Source organism: Modicisalibacter sp. (assembly GCF_055145905.1).
In genome coordinates this window covers 138,408-157,755 of sequence record NZ_JBSREH010000001.1, presented here as the reverse complement: position 1 = coordinate 157,755, position 19,348 = coordinate 138,408, and the positions used below count along the sequence as shown (strand labels likewise).

At 68.1% G+C, this 19,348-nt stretch carries 18 protein-coding genes; 14 read left to right on the top strand and 4 right to left on the bottom strand.

Translation table 11 applies throughout. From position 1 onward, the window contains the following. The first annotated feature begins 218 nt into the window (after positions 1 to 218). The 4 genes from minC to sbcB all read left to right on the top strand — a co-directional run bounded on the left by minC (position 219) and on the right by sbcB (position 3,650). Positions 219 to 974, top strand: coding sequence for a septum site-determining protein MinC (minC, locus tag ACTCB7_RS00710; protein WP_224415773.1), 756 nt, complete (start codon positions 219 to 221; stop codon positions 972 to 974). Between the two features lie 51 nt (positions 975 to 1,025). Next, on the top strand, positions 1,026 to 1,844 hold the full coding sequence (minD, locus tag ACTCB7_RS00705) for a septum site-determining protein MinD (protein WP_163648285.1): 819 nt from the start codon (positions 1,026 to 1,028) through the stop codon (positions 1,842 to 1,844). After that, complete coding sequence (gene minE, locus ACTCB7_RS00700) at positions 1,841 to 2,089, top strand: cell division topological specificity factor MinE (protein WP_163648286.1); 249 nt, start codon at positions 1,841 to 1,843, stop codon at positions 2,087 to 2,089. Before minD ends, minE begins: the two co-directional genes overlap by 4 nt. 70 nt (positions 2,090 to 2,159) lie before the next feature. Continuing rightward, on the top strand, positions 2,160 to 3,650 hold the full coding sequence (sbcB, locus tag ACTCB7_RS00695) for an exodeoxyribonuclease I (RefSeq protein WP_463005208.1): 1,491 nt from the start codon (positions 2,160 to 2,162) through the stop codon (positions 3,648 to 3,650). 37 nt (positions 3,651 to 3,687) lie between these two features. On the opposite strand, the gene ACTCB7_RS00690 is transcribed toward sbcB, so the two are convergent. Together ACTCB7_RS00690 and ACTCB7_RS00685 are read right to left on the bottom strand one after the other, a co-directional pair. After that, positions 3,688 to 6,525 carry an insulinase family protein gene (locus tag ACTCB7_RS00690; RefSeq protein ID WP_463005207.1) on the bottom strand — a complete coding sequence of 946 codons (2,838 nt, stop codon included), beginning with the start codon at positions 6,523 to 6,525 and terminating at the stop codon, positions 3,688 to 3,690. Continuing rightward, a complete protein-coding gene (locus ACTCB7_RS00685; RefSeq protein ID WP_163648289.1) occupies positions 6,525 to 7,211 on the bottom strand; it encodes an SOS response-associated peptidase in 687 nt (228 codons plus the stop codon). Before ACTCB7_RS00685 ends, ACTCB7_RS00690 begins: the two co-directional genes overlap by 1 nt. A gap of 206 nt (positions 7,212 to 7,417) precedes the next feature. Here ACTCB7_RS00685 and ACTCB7_RS00680 point away from each other — a divergent pair, with 206 nt between their 5' ends. After that, on the top strand, positions 7,418 to 8,032 hold the full coding sequence (locus ACTCB7_RS00680; protein WP_163648290.1) for a TetR/AcrR family transcriptional regulator: 615 nt from the start codon (positions 7,418 to 7,420) through the stop codon (positions 8,030 to 8,032). Continuing rightward, the gene (locus ACTCB7_RS00675) at positions 8,029 to 9,912 is read left to right on the top strand and encodes an MFS transporter (protein ID WP_163648291.1); all 1,884 of its coding nucleotides are present in this window, start codon (positions 8,029 to 8,031) and stop codon (positions 9,910 to 9,912) included. The genes ACTCB7_RS00680 and ACTCB7_RS00675 overlap by 4 nt, the downstream gene beginning before the upstream one ends. Positions 9,913 to 9,918: 6 nt before the next feature. Here the strand turns inward: ACTCB7_RS00675 and ACTCB7_RS00670 are convergent, their stop codons facing one another. Next, positions 9,919 to 11,202 (bottom strand): HlyC/CorC family transporter, encoded by a 1,284-nt coding sequence (locus tag ACTCB7_RS00670; protein WP_163648292.1) that lies wholly within the window; start codon positions 11,200 to 11,202, stop codon positions 9,919 to 9,921. 75 nt (positions 11,203 to 11,277) lie between these two features. Beyond that, complete coding sequence (locus ACTCB7_RS00665; protein WP_163648293.1) at positions 11,278 to 12,078, bottom strand: cytochrome C assembly family protein; 801 nt, start codon at positions 12,076 to 12,078, stop codon at positions 11,278 to 11,280. A 219-nt stretch (positions 12,079 to 12,297) separates the two neighbouring features. Between ACTCB7_RS00665 and ffh the strand changes: the two genes are divergently transcribed. The 8 genes from ffh (at position 12,298) to ACTCB7_RS00625 (ending at position 19,285) form a co-directional block, all read left to right on the top strand. Next, positions 12,298 to 13,722: a signal recognition particle protein gene (gene ffh, locus ACTCB7_RS00660; protein ID WP_463005206.1), complete on the top strand. Its 1,425-nt coding sequence runs from the start codon at positions 12,298 to 12,300 to the stop codon at positions 13,720 to 13,722. A 168-nt stretch (positions 13,723 to 13,890) separates the two neighbouring features. Next, positions 13,891 to 14,154 carry a 30S ribosomal protein S16 gene (gene rpsP, locus ACTCB7_RS00655; protein WP_163648295.1) on the top strand — a complete coding sequence of 88 codons (264 nt, stop codon included), beginning with the start codon at positions 13,891 to 13,893 and terminating at the stop codon, positions 14,152 to 14,154. A 13-nt stretch (positions 14,155 to 14,167) separates the two neighbouring features. After that, entirely contained in the window at positions 14,168 to 14,716 is a 549-nt protein-coding gene (rimM, locus tag ACTCB7_RS00650) for a ribosome maturation factor RimM (protein WP_463005205.1), read from the top strand. Between the two features lie 67 nt (positions 14,717 to 14,783). Next, complete coding sequence (trmD, locus tag ACTCB7_RS00645; protein ID WP_463005339.1) at positions 14,784 to 15,572, top strand: tRNA (guanosine(37)-N1)-methyltransferase TrmD; 789 nt, start codon at positions 14,784 to 14,786, stop codon at positions 15,570 to 15,572. A gap of 140 nt (positions 15,573 to 15,712) precedes the next feature. Further along, positions 15,713 to 16,069, top strand: coding sequence for a 50S ribosomal protein L19 (gene rplS, locus ACTCB7_RS00640; protein ID WP_163648297.1), 357 nt, complete (start codon positions 15,713 to 15,715; stop codon positions 16,067 to 16,069). Positions 16,070 to 16,180: 111 nt separating this feature from the next. After that, positions 16,181 to 17,086, top strand: a complete 906-nt coding sequence (gene xerD / locus ACTCB7_RS00635) for a site-specific tyrosine recombinase XerD (RefSeq protein WP_463005204.1) — start codon at positions 16,181 to 16,183, stop codon at positions 17,084 to 17,086. Between the two features lie 3 nt (positions 17,087 to 17,089). Beyond that, on the top strand, positions 17,090 to 17,833 hold the full coding sequence (locus ACTCB7_RS00630) for a DsbC family protein (protein WP_463005203.1): 744 nt from the start codon (positions 17,090 to 17,092) through the stop codon (positions 17,831 to 17,833). A gap of 135 nt (positions 17,834 to 17,968) precedes the next feature. After that, positions 17,969 to 19,285 carry a homoserine dehydrogenase gene (locus tag ACTCB7_RS00625; protein ID WP_224415761.1) on the top strand — a complete coding sequence of 439 codons (1,317 nt, stop codon included), beginning with the start codon at positions 17,969 to 17,971 and terminating at the stop codon, positions 19,283 to 19,285. The last annotated feature ends 63 nt before the right edge of the window (positions 19,286 to 19,348 follow it).

Here is a 19,348-nt window from a genome sequence, read left to right as displayed (position 1 = left end):
AAGACGCCGGCCGGCACGGCGTCGGCCGGGCCTGTCGACGCGGCGTGCGCGCAAGGCGTTCCAGTCGTTTATCTAAGCATGGCTCGGCGTGGCCGAAAAGGCCGGGCGTCGGTGCCCGGAGACACTGACAGGTCATGTCCACAGGGCGTATGATCGGTTGCAGCCCGGCAACCCCTCGCTTAGCTTTAAATGTCACCATCCGACTGTGGAGACCGGCAATGAGCCTCAACATGGACAGGGCCGGCAGTGCCTTCGCCTTCAAGGGGGGGATGCTGCCCATGACGGTCATGGAGCTGACCAGTGCAGACCCCGAACAGATACGCGAGCAGCTGGTCGGCAAGCTCAATCAGGCGCCGGCCTTCTTTCAGCATACGCCAGTGATGCTGAGTGTCGAAAAGCTCGAGGAGCCGCACCTGGCGCTGGAGCGGATCTGTGCCGTGTGCCGAGCCCACAAGCTGCTGCCGGTGGCCGTGCGCGGCGGGGGCGATCCCGTCAAGCAGTCGGCCTGGGCGCTGGGGCTGGGCTGGTTTCCGCCCCAGGAGGTGCGCCCGCGCACCCTCGAGAGCGTGCTGCCCGGGGCCGGCGAGCCGTCCGCCGAGGACACCGCGCCTCCGGAAGCCGCGGCGCCGGTCGTGCAGGGCGGGGTCGGCAGCCGCATTCATCGCGGCACGGTGCGTTCGGGGCAGCAGGTCAGCGCCCCGGAGGGGGATCTGGTGGTGGTCGGTGCGGTCAATGCCGGGGCCGAGGTGCTGGCCGGCGGCAACGTGCATGTCTACGGCGCGCTGCGCGGGCGGGCGCTGGCCGGCATCCACGGCGACCGCGAGGCCGGCATCTTCTGCCGGGAACTGCGGGCGGAACTGCTGTCGCTGGCAGGGAACTACAAGCGTCTCGAGGACATCGACCCCAGGCTGCTGGGACGGGCCGTGCAGGCGACCCTCGACAACGACCAATTGAGCATCACGCCGCTGGACTGATGACCGCGGCGTGAACGGACGATCTTCGATTTCAGCAACAGGAAGCTTACCTTGGCCAAGATCATTGTAGTGACCTCCGGCAAGGGCGGGGTCGGAAAGACGACCAGTGCAGCGGCAATCGCGACCGGACTGGCGCTGCGTGGAAAGAAGACCGTGGTGATCGACTTCGACGTGGGGCTGCGCAACCTCGATCTGATCATGGGCTGCGAGCGGCGCGTGGTCTACGACCTGATCAACGTGATTCAGGGCGAGGCCGGACTCAACCAGGCGATGATCCGCGACAAGCGGGTCGAGAACCTGCACATCCTGCCGGCCTCCCAGACCCGGGACAAGGACGCGCTGACCGCCGAGGGCGTGGAGAAGGTGCTCGACACGCTGTCATCCGACTTCGACTACGTGGTCTGCGATTCGCCGGCGGGCATCGAGCGCGGCGCCCAGCTGGCCATGTACTATGCCGACGAGGCGGTGGTGGTCACCAACCCCGAGGTCTCCTCGGTGCGCGACTCCGACCGGATCCTCGGCCTGCTGGGCTCGAAGACCCGCCGCGCCGAGCAGAACCGCGAGCCGGTCAAGGAGCATCTGCTGATCACCCGCTACGACCCGGAGCGGGTGACCGGTGGCGACATGCTCAACCTCGAGGATATCCAGGAGATCCTGGCCATCCACCTGATCGGGCTGATCCCCGAGTCGGAGGCGGTGCTGCGGGCTTCCAACCAGGGGATTCCGGTGACACATGACCAGAAGAGCGATGCGGGGCTGGCCTATGTCGATACCGTGGCACGGCTGCTGGGCGAAGAAGTCCCGCTGCGCTTCCACGAGTACCAGAAGAAGGGGCTGCTCTCGCGCATGTTCGGAGGAGGTCGTCGGTGAAGCTACTCGAGTTTCTCAAGCGTGAACGCAAGAAGTCGGCGTCGGTGGCCAAGGAGCGGCTGCAGATCATCGTGGCGCACCAGCGCAGCCAGCGTGATCAGCCGGATTATTTGCCGCTGCTCGAGAAGGAGCTGCTGGAAGTGATTCGCCGTTATGTCAACGTCGACCAGGAAGCCATCAACATCAGCCTGGACAGCGAGGACGACTGCTCGGTGCTCGAGCTCAACGTCACGCTGCCGCGCTGAGGTGCGGCTGAGTCGTCGCCGGGGCTGTGCTAGGCTGGGCGCTTTCCTCTGAGGCGTTGGGAGAGCGAGCATGGCCCGTCGCGGCGATTCGCAGCAGACCTTTCTCTGGCACGACTACGAGACGTTCGGCGCCGACCCCCGGCGTGACCGGCCGTCCCAGTTCGCGGCAATCCGTACCGACGGCGACTTCCGGGAGATCGGCGAGCCGCTGACGCTCTATTGTCGGCCGGCCGACGACTACCTGCCCTCGCCGCAGGCCTGCCTGATCACCGGCATCACCCCCCAGGCCGCGCTGCGCCGCGGGCTGCCCGAGATGGCCTTCGCCGAGCGCGTCAATGCGCTGATGAGCGAGCCCGGCACCTGTGCGCTGGGCTACAACAGCCTGCGCTTCGACGACGAGGTGTCGCGGCATCTCTTCTATCGCAACCTGCTCGATCCCTATGCCCGCGAATGGCAGAACGGCAATTCGCGCTGGGACCTGATCGACGTGGTGCGTGCCTTCCATGCGCTGCGCCCCGACGGGATCGCGTGGCCCCGGCGCGAGGACGGCTCGCCGAGCTTTCGCCTCGAGGATCTCACCGCCGCCAACGGCATCGCCCATGCCGGCGCCCACGATGCGCTGGCCGATGTGCGTGCGACCATCGACCTGGCGCGCCTGCTCAAACGCTGCAACGCCAAGCTCTTCGACTACCTGCTGACGCTGCGCGACAAGCGCACCGTGGCCCGCCAGCTGGACGTGCCGTCAGGCAAGCCGATGCTGCACATCTCGCGCCGCTATCCGGCCAGCCGCGCGTGCAGCGCGCTGGTGATGCCGCTGGCCGAGCATCCCTCGAACCCCAACGGCGTGATCGTCTACGACCTCGGCGTCGACCCGGCGCCGCTGTTCGAGCTCGATGCCGCGGCGATCCGCGAGCGAGTCTTTGCCAGCGCCGACGAGCTCAGCGAGGGCGAATCGCGCATCCCGCTCAAGGTCATTCACATCAACCGCAGTCCGGTGGTCATGCCGGCGACCTTCCTCAAGGACGTCGACGGGCCGCGGCGCGGTGAGTACGGCGATATCGTCGAGCGCCTGGGGCTGGACATCGCCGCCTGCCGCCGCCACTGGAAGGCGCTGAGTGGCCGGCCCGATGCGGCGCGCAAGGCGGCCGAGGTATTCGCCGAGCCGCCCGCCGACGTACCCCGGGACCCGGATCTGATGCTCTACTCGGGCGGTTTCTTCTCGCCGGCCGACCGCCAGCAGATGCAGCGGGTCCACGAGACGCCACCGGAGTCGCTGGGCGACACCGTCTTCGCCTTTCAGGATCCGCGGCTCGAGGAGATGCTCTTTCGCCTGCGCGCGCGCAGCTACCCGGACACCCTGAGTGCCGAGGAACAGGCGCAGTGGGAGGCCTACCGCTGGGCGCGCATGAACGATGCCAGCCTCGGCATCCTGACCCTCAAGGGCTTCGCCCGCGAGATCGAGCGGCTCAACCAGCAGCCGCTCGGTGATCGCGAGCGGCAGATTCTCGAGGAGCTGGTGATGCACGTCGAGGCGATCGTCCCGCCCCAGGCCTTCGGGTAATCGCCAGCCCGCCCGCCACGAGGCGGGCGGGCTGCTTTCAGCGAGTTTCCGGCAACGGCGTGAAGCCGTCGGTCAGTTCGCCGACGTCACTGGCGGTGTCGCCGGGGGCGAAACGGATGCTCAGCGGCGTGCTGTCGCGCAGGGCCTGCCAGGCGCCGCGAACGTCCTCCGGCGTCAGCGCGGTGACCGTCTCGGCCAGGTGCCGGCGGCGCTGGAAGTCGGGCGTCGGGTGGACGGTTTCCTGCCACAGCCGCCCGGTCAGTTCGGACAGCGACGAGGGGCGCTCCAGCAGGCGGTCGTGCACCGCCTTGCGGTAGGGCGCCAGGCTCGCCTCGTCGAGGCTGGCGATGCGCTTGTCGAAGTCGGCCAGGAAGGCATCCATGCGCGAGCGGATCGTCGCCACGTCGGTACTCGGTGATTGCACCAGCAGCCCCAGGCCCGGCGCGTCGAGCAGTGGCTGGTAGCCGGCGTTGACGATGTAGCCGAGCTGTTCCTGCGTGCGCAGCTGGCTGTAGAAGGGCGCCTGAATCAGCTGGCCGAGCACCGCCAGGCGGGCCTGGCTGGCAAGGCTGCTGTCCGGCCCCTGCAGGTAGCGCAGCACGGCGCTGTCGTTGCGCGTCGAGGCCGGGTGCAGCACGGGCGGTGTAGTGGGCACGGCCAGCGGCGTCAGAGCGGGCACGCCGGTCTCGTCGAGGGTCGGCGAGAGGGCTCGCTGGACCTGCGCGTCGACCTGCCGAGCCTGGTCAGCACTCAGATTGCCCACGGCCATGCTTTCCAGATGCAACTCGGCCAGGAACCGGCGGCGATACGCGCGCAGGGCGTCCGGCGACGTTTCGTCGAGGGCGGCGAGCAGGGTCTCGGGGGACCAGCTCGGCCGGATCAGGGCATCGCCCAGGGTGCGCTGCATCTGCTGGTAGAGGGGGGAGTCCGGGGCGTTCTGCCACTGCTGCTTCAGCTGCAGCTTGACCCGCGCGACGCTGTCCGCGTCGATGGCGGCCGTCTTCAGCTGGTCGAGAACCCGTTTCACCAGCACGTCCTGATGATCGCGCCAGCCGGAGAAGGCCAGGGTGATGCCGCGGCCGTGGGCGTAGGCGGAAAACGACTGGCCGGCCAGGCGTGCCGGATACAGCGCCTCGTTGAGGCTGTCGCCCAGCCAGCCGGCGAGCAGGCGAGCGAGCACCGCATCGCGCGGCGAGTCGGCGGCGTCCGGGGTCTGCAGGCTGAAGCGCCACTCCACCCGCGGCGTGCCGAAGTGGCTGTCAGGCCGGTACCAGAGGGTGTGCTCGGCGGTGTCGACGAGCGCCTTGGGCGGCTGGGCCTCGAGCGGTTTCACCTCGAGGTCATCGGCGATATAGGGGTTGTGGCCGGGCAGGGCCAGGCCGTCGAGCGGCGTGGCCTCGGGCCAGTGATCGACCCGGGCGAGGCGGTAGGGGGCATCGAACCAGCGGGTGGTCTTGTCACCCTCGACATCCGGACCGCTGTAGACGCGCAACAGGTGCTGCGGCGTCAGCCGGCCGAGCAGGTCACGCAGCTTGCCGGGCTCGAAGCCGTCCATCCGATAGGGTCCGTACTGGGCATCCTTCAAGGGATAGTAGCCCAGGTTCATGGCCAGGCTGCTGGCCGTGTGGATCGGCTCGCCCCGCTGCTGGAAGCGGAAGTCCTGCTCGGCGAGCTCGGCCTGCTCGCGATAGCGCCAGGCGTTGATGCCGTTATCGCGGATACGCTGGATCATCGCGAACAGGCTGGCCTGGATGCGGTCGAGGTGGCGGGCGCCTTCGGGGGTCAGATCCACATTGACCATGAACAGGGCATCGTCGCCGTCGCCGCGGGCGCTGCCCGCGGACAGTCCGTCGGCCCAGCCGGCATGGCGCAGGGCCGCCAGCAGGCTGCCCTCGCCTTCATGGCCGAGCAGGTTGGCCAGGTAGTCCACCGGCTTGTGGCGATAATCCTGCTGCGGGTCGGGGATCGGGAAGGCGAAGCGCACCTGGCGATGCTGCTTGAGGCTCTGGACCTGCAGTCGGGCTGGCAGCTGGTCCGGGGTCACCAGGGCCTCGGGGATCGTCGGGCGCGACAGGCCGCGGTCGGGAACCGCCGCGAAGTCCTGGCGGACCCAGGTGCCCAGTTGGTCCAGCGGCTGCGGGCCGATGACCACCAGGTCCATGACGTGCGCCCCGTAATGGGCCTTGTAGAAGTCGATCAGCGACTGGCGCAGCGGCTGCTTGCCGTCCTTCAGCGTCTCGAGGCTGCCCACCGAGAAGCGCGTGGCGGGATGATCGGGATTGAGTGCCCGATCCATGGCCTCGTTGACCCGCCGGGCATCGTCGCGCAGACGCGCCTGATATTCGGAGTGCACGGCATGGCGCTCACGGTCGACGTACTCGGCGTTGAAGCGCGGTGCGACGAAGAACTGGCTGAAGCGGTCGAGTGCGCCTTCGAGGGCCTGCGGCTCGACATCGAAGAAGTAGTTGGTGTCGCGGTCGGCGGTGAAGGCGTTGTGGTCGCCGCCGTGCTGGCTGATGAATTGCTGGTAGCTGTCGGCCTCGGGGTACTTGTCGGTACCCAGGAACAGCATGTGCTCGAGGAAGTGGGCCAGCCCGGGCACGGCATCCGGGTTCTGGTCGCTGCCCACCGCCACGTTCATCGCTGCGGCCGCCTTGTCGGCATCGGCATCATGGATCAGCAGGACCTCGAGGCCGTTGTCGAGGGTCAGGCTTCGATAGTCGCGGTTGTCGTTGGGGCTGACGATAACGCCGCCGGAGGTCGGCAGGGGCGACGCGGTGCTCGGTGCATCGGCCGCCGTGGCCACCGCAGGGCTGCCGAGCGCGGTGACGATGACCAGCGCCCAGGCGCCGAGGGGGGATCGCAGTGCAGGCATCATCTCTCCTGTTCGGGGTCCCAGCGGAGCATCCGGCCGGTGGGGCGTCCGCAGGCCCAGTCCTGATTCGAAGGATCGTTTACCTGTCTTGATACCGGAAATGCGCCCAACAGTTCCACGGGGGCCGGTTTCAGCAGGCCCCGGGCCGTGGTCAGCGGAGTGTCCGGGTCGAGCCAGGTGGCGAGGTCCTCGGCGGCGATGAGCGCCGGCAGGCGGTCGGTCAGCGGGCTCAGCAGCGGGCTGGTGGCCACCGTGATCAGCGCCGTGGAGTCGGTCCAGGTGGTCAGGGTGGTGTGGTAGCGACACCACAGGGCGGCCAGCAACAGCGGGCCGCGATCGGCGCGGGTGATCAGGTAGGGCTGCTTCATGCGTGGCTGGGGTCGCCAGGCGTAGATGCCGCTGACCGGTACCACGCAACGTCGGGCGGCGAAGGCGTCGCGGAACATCGGGCGTTCGTCCAGCGACTCGGCCCGGGCGCAGTGCGGCGCATGGTCGAGCACCTTGAGCCAGGGCGGCGTCAGCCCCCAGAACAGGGTGACGAGACGGGGCGTGCCGTTTTCCCGCCGGATCGCCGACAACGGATGGCGCGGGGCCCGGTTGGGGCTGGTGCGCAGCGGCTGGTCACGCTGCAGCGACGGCACCAGGGTGTTGAGTGCCAGGTCGGCAATGTGCAGGCGTCCGGCCATCGGGCCTCCCGAACTCGATAGGCAAGCGAAGCGGCGCGACCGTTGCCGGTCGTGTCGCAGGCGGCATGGTATCAGTCGCCACGGGAAACCGTGTAGCACAAGGGGCCCCGGCGGGCTTGCGTTTGCGCGCGGTGTCGATATGCTGGGGTGAAAACACTGTTCGACCACGCCGTCCCCCATGGACGGGCGATTGACGAGGCGATTTCATGGCACGTCCCAGACAGCACGCGCCCGAGGCGTTGCATGCCCAGGTAATGGCGGCATGCGATGCCTGGCTGCGGGAAAACCCCGTGCACACGCTGTCCCTGCGTGCGCTGGCGCGCGAGATCGGTTGTGCGCCCAGTACCCTGCTGAAACTCTATGGCAGCTTCAACAATCTGTTGCAGCACGTCAACATCCAGACCCTGGAGCATCTGGGCGGCGCCGTCGAGGGGCTGCACGACGCGCCGCCCGAACCGCGGCTGAAGTCGCTGGCCCTGGCCTACTGGCAGTTTGCGCAGCAGGAGCCCTACCGCTGGCAGCTGCTCTTCGACTATCCGTTGGCCCAGGAGGGCGAGCTCGACCAGCGTCAGCACAGCATGATCGAGGGGCTCTTCACTCGGGTCGAGGCGACCCTCAAGGAGTACCAGCCGGCGCTCGGTGACCTCGACGCCCGCCGCATGGCGCGGACGCTGTGGGGCAGCGTGCATGGCCTGGTGCAGTTGGGGCTGAACGAGCGCCTGGGCTACTGGCAGGGGCAGCCGCTCGAGGTGAGCGAACTGCTCGACCAGCTGCTCTCCACCATTCTGGCCGGTCTCAGGGCGTCACCGGGAATGGCATGAGTCGTCCGCTGCTGCTGCGTCGCGAGTTTGCCCCCTTCTTCTGGACCCAGGCACTGGGGGCCTTCAACGACAATGTTTTCAAGAACGTCCTGCTGTTGCTGCTGACCTTCGTCGCCGTGCCGCGTTTCGGCTGGGACACGGGGCTGCTCAACAATCTGGCGGCGGGGCTGTTCATCCTGCCGTTCCTGCTGTTCTCCGCCTGGGGCGGGACGCTGGCCGACCGCCTCGACAAGCAGGTGCTGGTGCGTCGGCTCAAGCTCCTCGAACTGGCGACCATGACCCTGGCGGCGGCGGCGGTATGGTTCGAGCAGTTCCTGCTGCTGCTGGCGCTGCTGTTTCTGATGGGCACCCAGTCGGCGCTCTTCGGACCGGTCAAGTACGCCATCCTGCCGCAGCATCTGCCGCGCACCCAGCTGGTCAAGGGCAATGCCTGGGTCAATCTGGGCACCTTCGTGTCGATCCTGCTGGGCACGCTGCTGGCCGGCGTGCTGGCGTCGCTGGAAGGGGCGCTGGCACGCGGAGCCATTGCTGCCGCACTGATCGGCGTGGCGGTCATGGGGTATCTGGCCAGCCTGGCGGTGCCGGCGGCACCGTCCAGCGACCCGGGTCGCGTCAGCTGGCAGCCGCTGGCGGGCAGCATCGCCGTGCTGCGCGACAGCTGGCGCCACCGGCGTGTCTTCCGGGGGTTGCTGGGAATCAGCCTGTTCTGGTTTCTGGGGGCCTGCTACCTGACCCAGTTGCCCGCCTGGGTGCGCGACATGGTACACGGCCAGGAAACCGCGGTGAGCTGGCTGCTGGGTGCCTTCGCGCTGGGCGTCGGCGGCGGGGCGTTGCTCTGTGCGCGGCTTTCCGCCGGGCGACTCGAGCTGGGGCTGGTGCCGCTGGGCGCGCTGTTGATCGCGCTGGGCGGCTTCGATTTTGCGATTCGCCCCGCTCTGGCGGGGAGCGAGACGGTACTGTCCGAGCTGCTGCTCATGCCCGCATTCTGGCGCATGAGTCTCGACCTGACTCTGGTCGGCGTGGGCGGGGGGCTGTATATCGTGCCGCTCTACACGCTGGTACAGGTGGCCAGCAGCGACGGCCACCGAGCGCGAATGATCGCCGCCAACAACCTGCTCAATGCCTTGTTCATGATCCTGGCCGCGCTGTTCGGCATTGTGCTGCTGACGCTGCTCGACCTGCCCCTGGCCGTCTTCTTTGCCGCGCTGGCGGGCGTGGCGCTGGCCATCTGTCTGGGCGTGATGATCATCAATCCGCGAGCGGTACTGCGCCTGGCGATCTTCACCCTGATGCATCTGGTCTATCGCCTGCGCTTCCGGGGCCGCAGCCGGGTGCCCGCCGAAGGGCCGGCGCTGGTGGTCTGCAATCACGTCAGCTTCATGGATGCGCTGATCATCGGCGGTGCCTGCCCGCGGCCGCTGCGCTTTTTGATGGACCGGCCGATTTATGAGTCCCCCTGGCTGAACTGGTTCTTCCGTCTGGCCGGGGCGATCCCGGTGGATTCCGAGCGCCGTGACCCGGGCGGCGTGCGCCGGGCCATGGCGGAAGTGAGCCGGGCGCTGCGTGCCGGCGAGGTGGTGATGGTATTCCCGGAAGGGCGCCTGACCACCGACGGCGAGATTCATCGCTTCCGGCGTGGCGTGGACATGATTCTGGCGCGTGATGCCGTGCCGGTGGTGCCGGCGGCGCTGGCCGGGCTGTGGGGCTCGTGGACCTCGCATCGCCACGGACGCGCCTTTTCCACCCGCCCGCGCCGCTTCCGGGCGCGGGTGGCGCTGATCTTCGGCGAGCCGGTGGCGCCCGAGGCGGCCGATCGCGAGACGCTGGAGACCCGGGTGCGCGCGCTCAAGCGCGAGGCCGACGCGCTTCTGGCGAACTGAGCCCGCTCAGGCGTTGCGCGGGCGGCGAACCGCAGGCTGCCAGCAGCGCGCCGCGGTGATCAGGTTGTCCTTGACCTGCAGGATTTCCATGCGCGTCTGGCCGAGCTGCAGGCAGGCCGGAGCGTCGGGGAAGGACTCGAGGTGTTCGATGATCAGGCCGTTGAGGGTCTTGGGGCCGTCGGTGGGCAGCTGCCAGCCCAGAGTCTTGTTGATCTCGCGGATGTTCGCGGTGCCCTCGATCACGTAGCTGCCGTCGTCCTGCAGGTGGATCTCCTGATGCATGCCGGCCACGTCGGTGGTGAACTCGCCGACGATCTCCTCGAGGATGTCCTCCAGCGTCACCAGACCTTCCACGTCCCCGTACTCGTCGACCACGATGCCGATGCGGCGCTTCTGCTGCTGGAAGTTGAGCAGCTGGGTGTGCAGCGGGGTCGACTCGGGGATGAAGTAGGGCTCGCGGGCTTCCTGCACGATCGAGGCCTTGGTGACCTCGGGTCTGGAGAGGAAGCGAGCGGCGTTGCGCAGGTGCAGGATGCCGATGACGTTGTTGATGTCGCCCTTGTAGACCGGCACGCGGGTGTGCTGGCTGGCGCGAATCTGGGCGAGGATGCTGTCGAGGTCGTCGTCGAGGTCGATGCCGGCGATCTCGTGGCGCGGCACCATGATGTCGTTGACCGTGACGTTCTCGAGATCGAGGATCGACAGCAGCATCGACTGGTGGCGGCGCGGGATCATGGTGCCGGCCTCGTGGACCACGGTGCGCAGCTCGTCGCGGGACAGGCTGTCGGCGCCGCCCTCGATGTTCTTCACCCCCATCAGGCGCAGCAGGCCGTTGGAGATGGCGTTGACCAGCCACACCAGCGGGTAGAGCAGCTTGAGCAGCGGCTCCAGTGCCAGCGACGACGGATAGGCGATGCGCTCGGGCTTGATGGCGGCGTAGGTCTTGGGCGTGACCTCGGCGAAGATCAGCACCACGATGGTCAGCGCCAGGGTGGAGATGGCCGGGCCGGAGACCTCGCCGAAGTAGTGGATGGCGATGATGGTGGCGATCGAGGCGGCCAGGTTGTTGACGAAGTTGTTGCCGATCAGGATCACGCCGATCAGCCGGTCGGGGCGGGAGAGCAGGCGCAGCACGCGCTGGGCGCGACGTTCGCCGCTTCTCGCCTGATGGCTCAGGCGGTAGCGGTTGATCGACATCATGCCGGTCTCGGAACTCGAGAAGTAGGCAGACAGGAGTATCAGCAGGGCAAGCAGGCCGAACAGCAGTCCCAACGGGATGTCGTCGCTCAAGGTCGGAGGATCCTCAGTCGCGTACCAGGCTCGTTTGTAGGGAATGGGAGCGCGCGGTGTCAAGGCGCGACGCGGCTAGACGTCGTGGAACACCACCTCGATGGCGAACTTGCTGCCGAAGTAGGCGAGCAGCAGCAGCAGGCAGCCGCCGAGCGTCCAGCGGGCCGCCCGGGCGCCGCGCCAGCCGAAGAAATGGCGCCCGGCGAGCAGGGCGGCGAAGATCACCCAGGCGGCCAGCGACAGCACGGTCTTGTGCACCAGGTGCTGGGCGAACATGTTGTCGATGAACAGCATGCCGCTGATCAGCGAGACGGTGAGCAGGATCATGCCGGCCCAGATCAGCTCGAACAGCAGGCGCTCCATGGCGGTCAGCGGCGGCAGCGACTGCACCAGGCCGCGGGTATGATGGCGGCGCAGGGCCTGGTTCTGGCGGGCCAGCAGCATGGCCTGCACGGCGGCGATGGCGAACAGCGCGAAGGCCAGGATCGAGGTCAGCACGTGGACCATGATGCCCGGCGTCAGGCCGGCGGGGTGGCTGCCCACCGGCAGCTCGGTGGCCAGCACGATGGTCAGCGCGGCGAGCGGAAACAGCCCGGCGGCGGCGCTGAGCACCGGCTTGATGAAGCTCGTCAGCACCAGCAGGATGGCCACCAGCCAGCTGATCAGCGAGGCGCTGGCCGAGATGCCCAGGCTGACCTCGCCCAGCTCGCGCAGGGCGGAGGCCACCACCACGGTATGACAGGCCACGGCCAGCAGGCCGAGGCCGCGGACCAGGACCGGACGGGCGGGGACGCGGCGCAGCAGCACGAGGCTCTGCCAGGAACCGGCGCCGAGATAGAAGGCGATGGCCAGAAACGCGAACGGAAGCACCTGCATGAGGACCTAATCGACCCGTGGAGTGGCTCAACGAGAGAGAATCATTCGCGGGTCACTATATCGGAATCGCCCGGCGCCGCCCAGCCTGATCGCGGCGCGGGGCAAGCATGGAGACGGCGCGGCGTAACGCGTATAATCGTCGGCCAACGCGTCGGCACCCGCCGGGCCGGCCATCACGGCCCGCCCCGGGGCCTCGTGCACCCACTGCCGGAGAGTCACATGTTCGAAAGTCTCTCGCAACGTCTGTCGAAGACGCTCAAGTCGATCACCGGTCAGGCGCGCCTGACCGAGGACAACATCAAGGATACGCTGCGCGAGGTCCGCCGGGCGCTGCTCGAGGCCGACGTCGCCCTGCCCGTGGTCAAGGCCTTCGTCGAGCGCGTGCGCGAGCGCGCGGTCGGCCAGGAGGTCTCGCGCAGCCTGTCGCCGGGCCAGCAGTTCGTCAAGATCGTCCAGCAGGAGCTCGAGGCGATCATGGGCGAGGGCAACGTCCCGCTCGAGCTCAAGCAGCAGCCGTCGGTGATCCTGATGGCCGGCCTGCAGGGGGCGGGCAAGACCACCTCGGTGGCCAAGCTGGCCAAGTACCTGCGCGAGCGCGAAAAGAAGAAGGTGCTGGTGGTCTCCGCCGACGTCTATCGCCCGGCGGCCATCGACCAGCTCGAGACGCTGGCCAGGGAGGTCGAGGTCGACTTCTTCCCGTCGCGCAGCGACCAGCAGCCGGTGGCCATTGCCGAGGCGGCGCTCAAGCACGCCCGTATCCAGTTCCATGACGTGGTGATCGTCGATACCGCGGGGCGCCTGCACGTCGACAGCGACATGATGGACGAGATCCAGGCGCTGAATAAGGCCATCGCGCCGCAGGAGACCCTGTTCGTCGTCGATGCCATGACCGGCCAGGATGCCGCCAATACCGCGAAGGCCTTCCACGAGGCCCTGCCGCTGACCGGGGTGATCCTCACCAAGGCCGACGGTGACGCCCGCGGCGGGGCCGCGCTGTCGGTGCGCCACATCACCGGCAAGCCGATCAAGTTCATGGGCATGGGCGAGAAGGTCGATGCCCTCGAGCCCTTCCACCCGGATCGCGTGGCCTCGCGCATCCTCGGCATGGGCGACATGCTGTCGCTGATCGAGGAAGCCGAGCGCACGGTGGACAAGGGCAAGGCCGAGAAGCTGGCCAAGAAGGTCAAGAAGGGCGACGGCTTCGATCTGGAGGACTTCCGCGATCAGCTCCAGCAGCTCAAGAAGATGGGCGGCATGGGCGGCCTGATGAGCAAGCTGCCGGGCATGGGGCAGATGGCCGAGATGGCCCAGGGCCCCGGTGTCGAGAAGGAGCTGGGCAAGCTCGAGGCGTTGATCAACTCGATGACGCCCAGGGAGCGCCACAAGCCGGAGATCATCAACGGGTCCCGCAAGCGGCGCATCGCCATGGGCGCGGGCCTGCAGGTGCCCGACCTCAACCGTCTGCTCAAGCAGCACAAGCAGATGCAGAAGATGATGAAGAAGGCCGGCAAGAAGGGCGGCATGCAGAAGATGATGCGCGGCATGGGCGGCATGCCGGGTATGGGCGGCCCTGGAGGCGGCATGGGTGGCCCCGGTGGCATGGGCGGCCCGGGCGGCTTCGGCGGCGGATTCCCGAAGCGCTGAACGGGGCGCGCCGGCTGCGTTGTCAAGGAAAAAGGTTCCCAAGCCGGGCTGGTTTCCGTAAAATGCTGCGTCTTCGTGGCAGGCTGCGCGTAGGCGCGTGGCACGAGATGCCGTCGCCGTTGGTGCGGCGGCGTAATGTCTAAATTCAACCGAAGGACTCATAACGCAATGGTTACCATTCGTTTGGCACGGGGTGGCGCCAAGAAGCGTCCCTTCTATCACGTGACCGTCAGCGATTCCCGCAAGTCTCGCGATGGCCGTTTCATCGAGCGCGTCGGCTTCTTCAACCCGGTCGCCCGGGGTCAGGAAGAGCGTCTGCGTCTCGACCTGGACCGCGTCAGCCACTGGGAAGGCCTGGGCGCCCAGGTGACCGAGCGCGTCGCCGAGCTGGTCAAGGAAGCACGCAAGCAGCAGGCTCAGGCCCAGGCCTGAGATGGCTCCCGGCATGCCGATTGACGCAGCGCCCGAGGCGGCAGCGGACGATTACGTCGTGCTGGGCAAGCTGACCAGCCCCTATGGTGTCAAGGGCTGGCTCAAGGTGTATTCGTACACCGACCCGATGGAGGGCATCCTCGACTATCCGGAGTGGATCCTCGTGCAGCGCGGCACGCAGCATGTCTACCGCGTGGCCGGGGGGCGCCGCCATGGCAAGGGCCTGGTGGCCGATCTGGAGGGTGTGGATACCCGCGAGCGGGCCGAGCAGCTGGCCGGTGCCGAGATTCGTCTGGCCAAGCAGCAGCTGCCGACGCTCGATCCCGGGGATTACTACTGGCACCAGCTCGAGGGCCTGCGGGTCGTGACGCGCGAGGGCGTCGACCTGGGCTTCGTCGACTACCTGTTCGAAACCGGCGCCAACGATGTGCTCGTGGTGCGGGGTGACGCGGACAGTCGCGATGCCGAGGAACGTCTGCTGCCGTTTCTGCCCGACGAGGTGATCCTCGAGGTGGATCTCGAGGCCGGCCGTCTGACGGTCGACTGGGATCCGGAATTCTAGGACCGGGGGAACCCGGCCGCATGCCGCGCCATGGCGTGGCAGCCGTGATTGGGCCATGGGGCAAGCCGTGTGGATTGGTGTCGTTTCCCTGTTTCCGGACATGTTCGAGGCCGTGACCGGCTACGGCGTGACCGGGCGGGCGGTCAAGCAGGGGCTTCTGGATCTCGAGTTCTGGAACCCGCGGGATTACGCCACGGACCGCCACCGTACGGTGGACGACCGGCCCTATGGCGGTGGCCCCGGCATGCTGATGAAGGTCGACACGCTGCGCCAGGCGATTCACGCGGCGCGTGATCGCGGCGAAGCGCAGTTCGGCGTCCCGCCGAAGGTGGTCTACCTGTCGCCGCAGGGGCGACCTCTGGATCAGCGGGGCGTGGGCGAGCTGGCGGCCGACGGCCCGTTGGTACTGGTCGCCGGGCGTTACGAAGGTATCGATGAGCGCGTCGTGGAAAGCGACATCGACGAGGAGATCTCGATCGGCGACTATGTGCTCAGCGGCGGCGAGCTGCCGGCCATGGTGCTGATCGACGCCGCGGCCCGGCTGGTGCCCGGCGTGCTGGGCCACCAGGGCTCAGCCGAGGAGGACTCCTTCACCGATGGGCTGCTGGACTGCCCGCACTACACGCGCCCCGAGGTGATCGACGGGCGCCGGGTGCCGGAGGTCCTGCTCAGCGGCAACCACGAGCGGATTCGTCGCTGGCGTCTCCAGCAGGCGCTGGGCCGCACCTGGCTGCGGCGGCCGGAGCTGCTGGAGGGGCGCACGCTGAACACGGAGCAGCGCGCGTTGCTCGAGGCGTTCATCGAGGAGCACGCCACAATGGCGGAGGAGCGTGACCGATCGGTCGTCGACGACTGAGCGCCACGCGTCACCCATACAGTCGTTCCCGCGTCTTCGAACGTCGGGATCACACGTCGGGCGGGTATCGCCACGGCCTCGGGCCGTCAGCGCAACGCGGCGGGCCCGCCCGGCACACTATCAGTCAAGGAGTTTGCATCATGAGCAGCAAGAACAAGGTGATCCAGGCGTTGGAAGCCGAGCAGATGGAAAAGGCCATTCCGGAGTTCGGTCCGGGCGACACCGTGGTCGTGCAGGTCAAGGTCGTCGAGGGCAACCGCGAGCGTCTGCAGGCCTTCGAGGGCGTGGTGATCGGCAAGCGCAACCGGGGTCTGAACTCCGCCTTCACCGTGCGCAAGATCTCCCACGGTGTCGGCGTCGAGCGGACCTTCCAGACCTACAGCCCGCTGGTCGACTCCATCGCCGTCAAGCGTCGCGGCGACGTGCGCCAGGCCAAGCTCTACTACCTCCGCGAGCGCAGCGGCAAGTCGGCACGCATCAAGGAAAAGCTGGCCTGATACGGCCTTCGTTCCGGAGCATGGCGCGAGCCGTGCTCCGCGCCGTGCGACCCCGTCGCCGCGTAATGCGGGGCGGGGTTTGTCGTATCCGGAAGGAGGCGAGTCGCGTCCATGAGCCACACGCGGGACCGCGATGAACGGCGTGTCGAGGCGTTTCTCGATGCGCTGTGGCTGGAGCAGGGCGCCAGCGAGCATACCCTGAGCGCCTATCGCCATGACCTGCTGGCCTGGCTCGCGCAGCTGGACGAGACGGGCGGGTCGCTGCTGCAGCCGGCGAGCGAGGCGCTGCCGGCCTGGCTGGACGGTCGCCGGGAAGCCGGTTATCAACTGCGCAGCAATGCCCGGCTGGTGTCCAGCCTGCGGCGCTTCTACCGCTGGGCCCTCGAGCAGGGCGAGTGCGAGCACGACCCGCTGGCCGACGTGCGCCTGCCGCGGGTGCGGGCGAAGCTTCCCGACACCCTCGATGAGGGCGAGGTGGAGCGCCTGCTCGAGGCACCGGCCACCGACACCCCGCTGGGGCTGCGCGACCGGGCCATGCTCGAGGTGCTCTATGCCTGCGGCCTGCGGGTCTCGGAGCTGGTCGGCCTGCGCCACGACAGCATCAACAGCCGCCAGGGCGTGGTGCGCGTGCTGGGCAAGGGCGACAAGGAGCGCCTGGTGCCGCTGGGCGAGGAGGCGCAGGCGTGGCTGGAACGCTATCTGCGTGCGGGTCGTCCCGCGCTGATGAGCGACGTGCGGCGGGCGCCGCTGTTTCCCGGCCGCGGCGACAACTTCATGACCCGCCAGACCTTCTGGCACCGCATCAAGCACTATGCGCGCCTGGCGGGCATCGACAAGCCGCTCTCGCCGCACACGCTGCGCCATGCCTTCGCCACGCATCTGCTCAACCACGGTGCCAATCTGCGTGTCGTGCAGCTATTGCTGGGGCATAGTGACCTGTCGACGACCCAGATCTACACCCATGTGGCCCAGGCCCGCCTGGAAGCCCTGCATGCGGCACACCACCCGCGAGGTTGAATCATGCAGCGAATGACACGGATCCTGTCCCTTCTTCTTCTGAGTGGCCTGATGCTGGCCGGTGTGGCCCGGGCGGCGGTCCCCGAGGCGCTGACCGACACCTTCACCGTCAATGGCAAGCCGGTCCCCGTCAAGACGGTCAGCGAAACGCCCCTGAAGGGTCTCTACGAGGTGCGCCTGACCACCGGGGAAACGCTCTACAGCGATGCCGAGGGGACCTACTTCATCGCCGGTGAACTCTATGCCAATCGCGACACGGGGCTGGTCAACCTGACCCGACAGGCCGAGAATGCCGAGCGCGACAAGCGCCTGGCCGCCATTCCCGAGTCGCAACGCGTCATCTTCCGCGGCACCGGCAAGCCAAAGGCGGTGCTGCGGGTGTTCACCGACGTGACCTGCCCGTACTGTCGCAAGCTCCACGAGGCGGTGCCGACCCTCAATCGCATGGGCATCGCGGTGGAGTACCTGGCCTTTCCACGCAGCGGGCTGGGTTCCGCCGGCGCGCGGCAGATGGCGCAGGTCTGGTGTGCCGACAACCGTCAGGAAACCCTGACCGACGCGATGCACGGCAAGGCACCCACCAACCCGCCGGACTGCGACAATCCGGTGGCTGACCAGTATCATCTGGGCCTGAAACTCGGCGTTCAGGGCACGCCGGCGATCGTCCTGCCCGACGGCCGCCTGGTGCCCGGCTATGTGCCGCCCAGGCGCCTGGCCGCCATGCTGGGGCTGGACCCGGCCGGCTGAGCCGCCCACGGCGCCGCTCTCGGGGCAACCCGGGCGCCGATCGACAATGACATGCCCCGGGTTCTCGGGGAGACTGGACACAGGCGGCCCTCGGCGGGCCGCGATCGAAGCACGGAAAATCGGGGGAGCAAGACGTTGAAACCGGTGAGAGTTGGGATCTGTGGACTGGGGACCGTCGGCGGCGGCACCTTCAATGTGCTGATGCGCAATGCCGACGAGATCGCGCGACGCGCGGGGCGGCCGATCGTCATCGAGCAGATCGGTGCCCGCCGCGACAACCCCGAGTGCGACACCGCCGGGGTCAAGGTCACCGCGGACATCTTCGAGGTCGCGCGCAACCCCGACGTCGACGTGCTGGTCGAGCTGATCGGCGGCTATGACGTGGCCCGCGAGCTGGTGCTCACGGCCATCGAGCACGGCAAGCACGTGGTCACCGCCAACAAGGCGCTGATCGCCGTGCACGGCAACGAGATCTTCCAGGCCGCCCACGCCAAGGGCGTGATCGTCGCCTTCGAGGCCGCGGTGGCCGGCGGCATCCCGGTGATCAAGTCGCTGCGGGAGGGGCTGGGCGCCAACCGCATCCAGTGGGTCGCCGGCATCATCAACGGCACCGGCAATTACATCCTCACCCACATGCGCGACGAGGGCCGGGCCTTCGAGGACGTGCTCGCCGAGGCCCAGGCGCTGGGCTATGCCGAGGCCGACCCGACCTTCGACGTCGAGGGCATCGACGCCGCCCACAAGCTGACCATCCTCGCTTCCATCGCCTACGGCGTGCCGCTGCAGTTCGAGAAGGCCTACACCGAGGGCATCTCGCGGATCACCGCCGAGGACGTCGAGCAGGCCGACAACCTGGGCTACATCATCAAGCACCTGGGCATCTCCAAGCGCACCGAGACCGGGCTGGAGCTGCGCGTGCATCCCACGCTGATCCCCAAGGAGCGGCTGCTGGCCAGCGTCCACGGGGTCAAGAACGCCATCGCCGTGATGGGCGACGCCGTGGGACCGACCCTCTACTACGGCGCCGGCGCGGGGGCCGAGCCGACCGCCTCGGCGGTGGTCGCCGACCTGCTCGACGTGGCCCGCGACATCACCACCGCCCATCACTACCGGGTGCCGTACCTGGCCTTCAGCGGCATCCGCGAGGGTGACCAGAGCCTGCCGATCCTGCCCATGGAGGAGATCGTCACCGCCTACTACCTGCGCCTGCTGGCGGTGGACCGCCCCGGGGTGCTGGCGCGGGTGGCGACGATCCTCTCCGAGCAGGGCATCTCGATCGAGGCGCTGATCCAGAAGGAAGCCACCGAGGGCGAACTGGTGCCGATCATCCTGCTGACGCACCGTACCCGCGAGCAGCACATGAACGAGGCGATCCGTCAGCTCGAGTCGCTGGCCGACATCGCCGGGCCGGTGATGCGGATCCGGGTCGAGTCCCTGGACGAACAGGAGTAAGTCACCCCGAATCCGGGGCTGCGCTCGGCCATGCGTCGTTGAAACGCGGCTTGGACTGCTCAT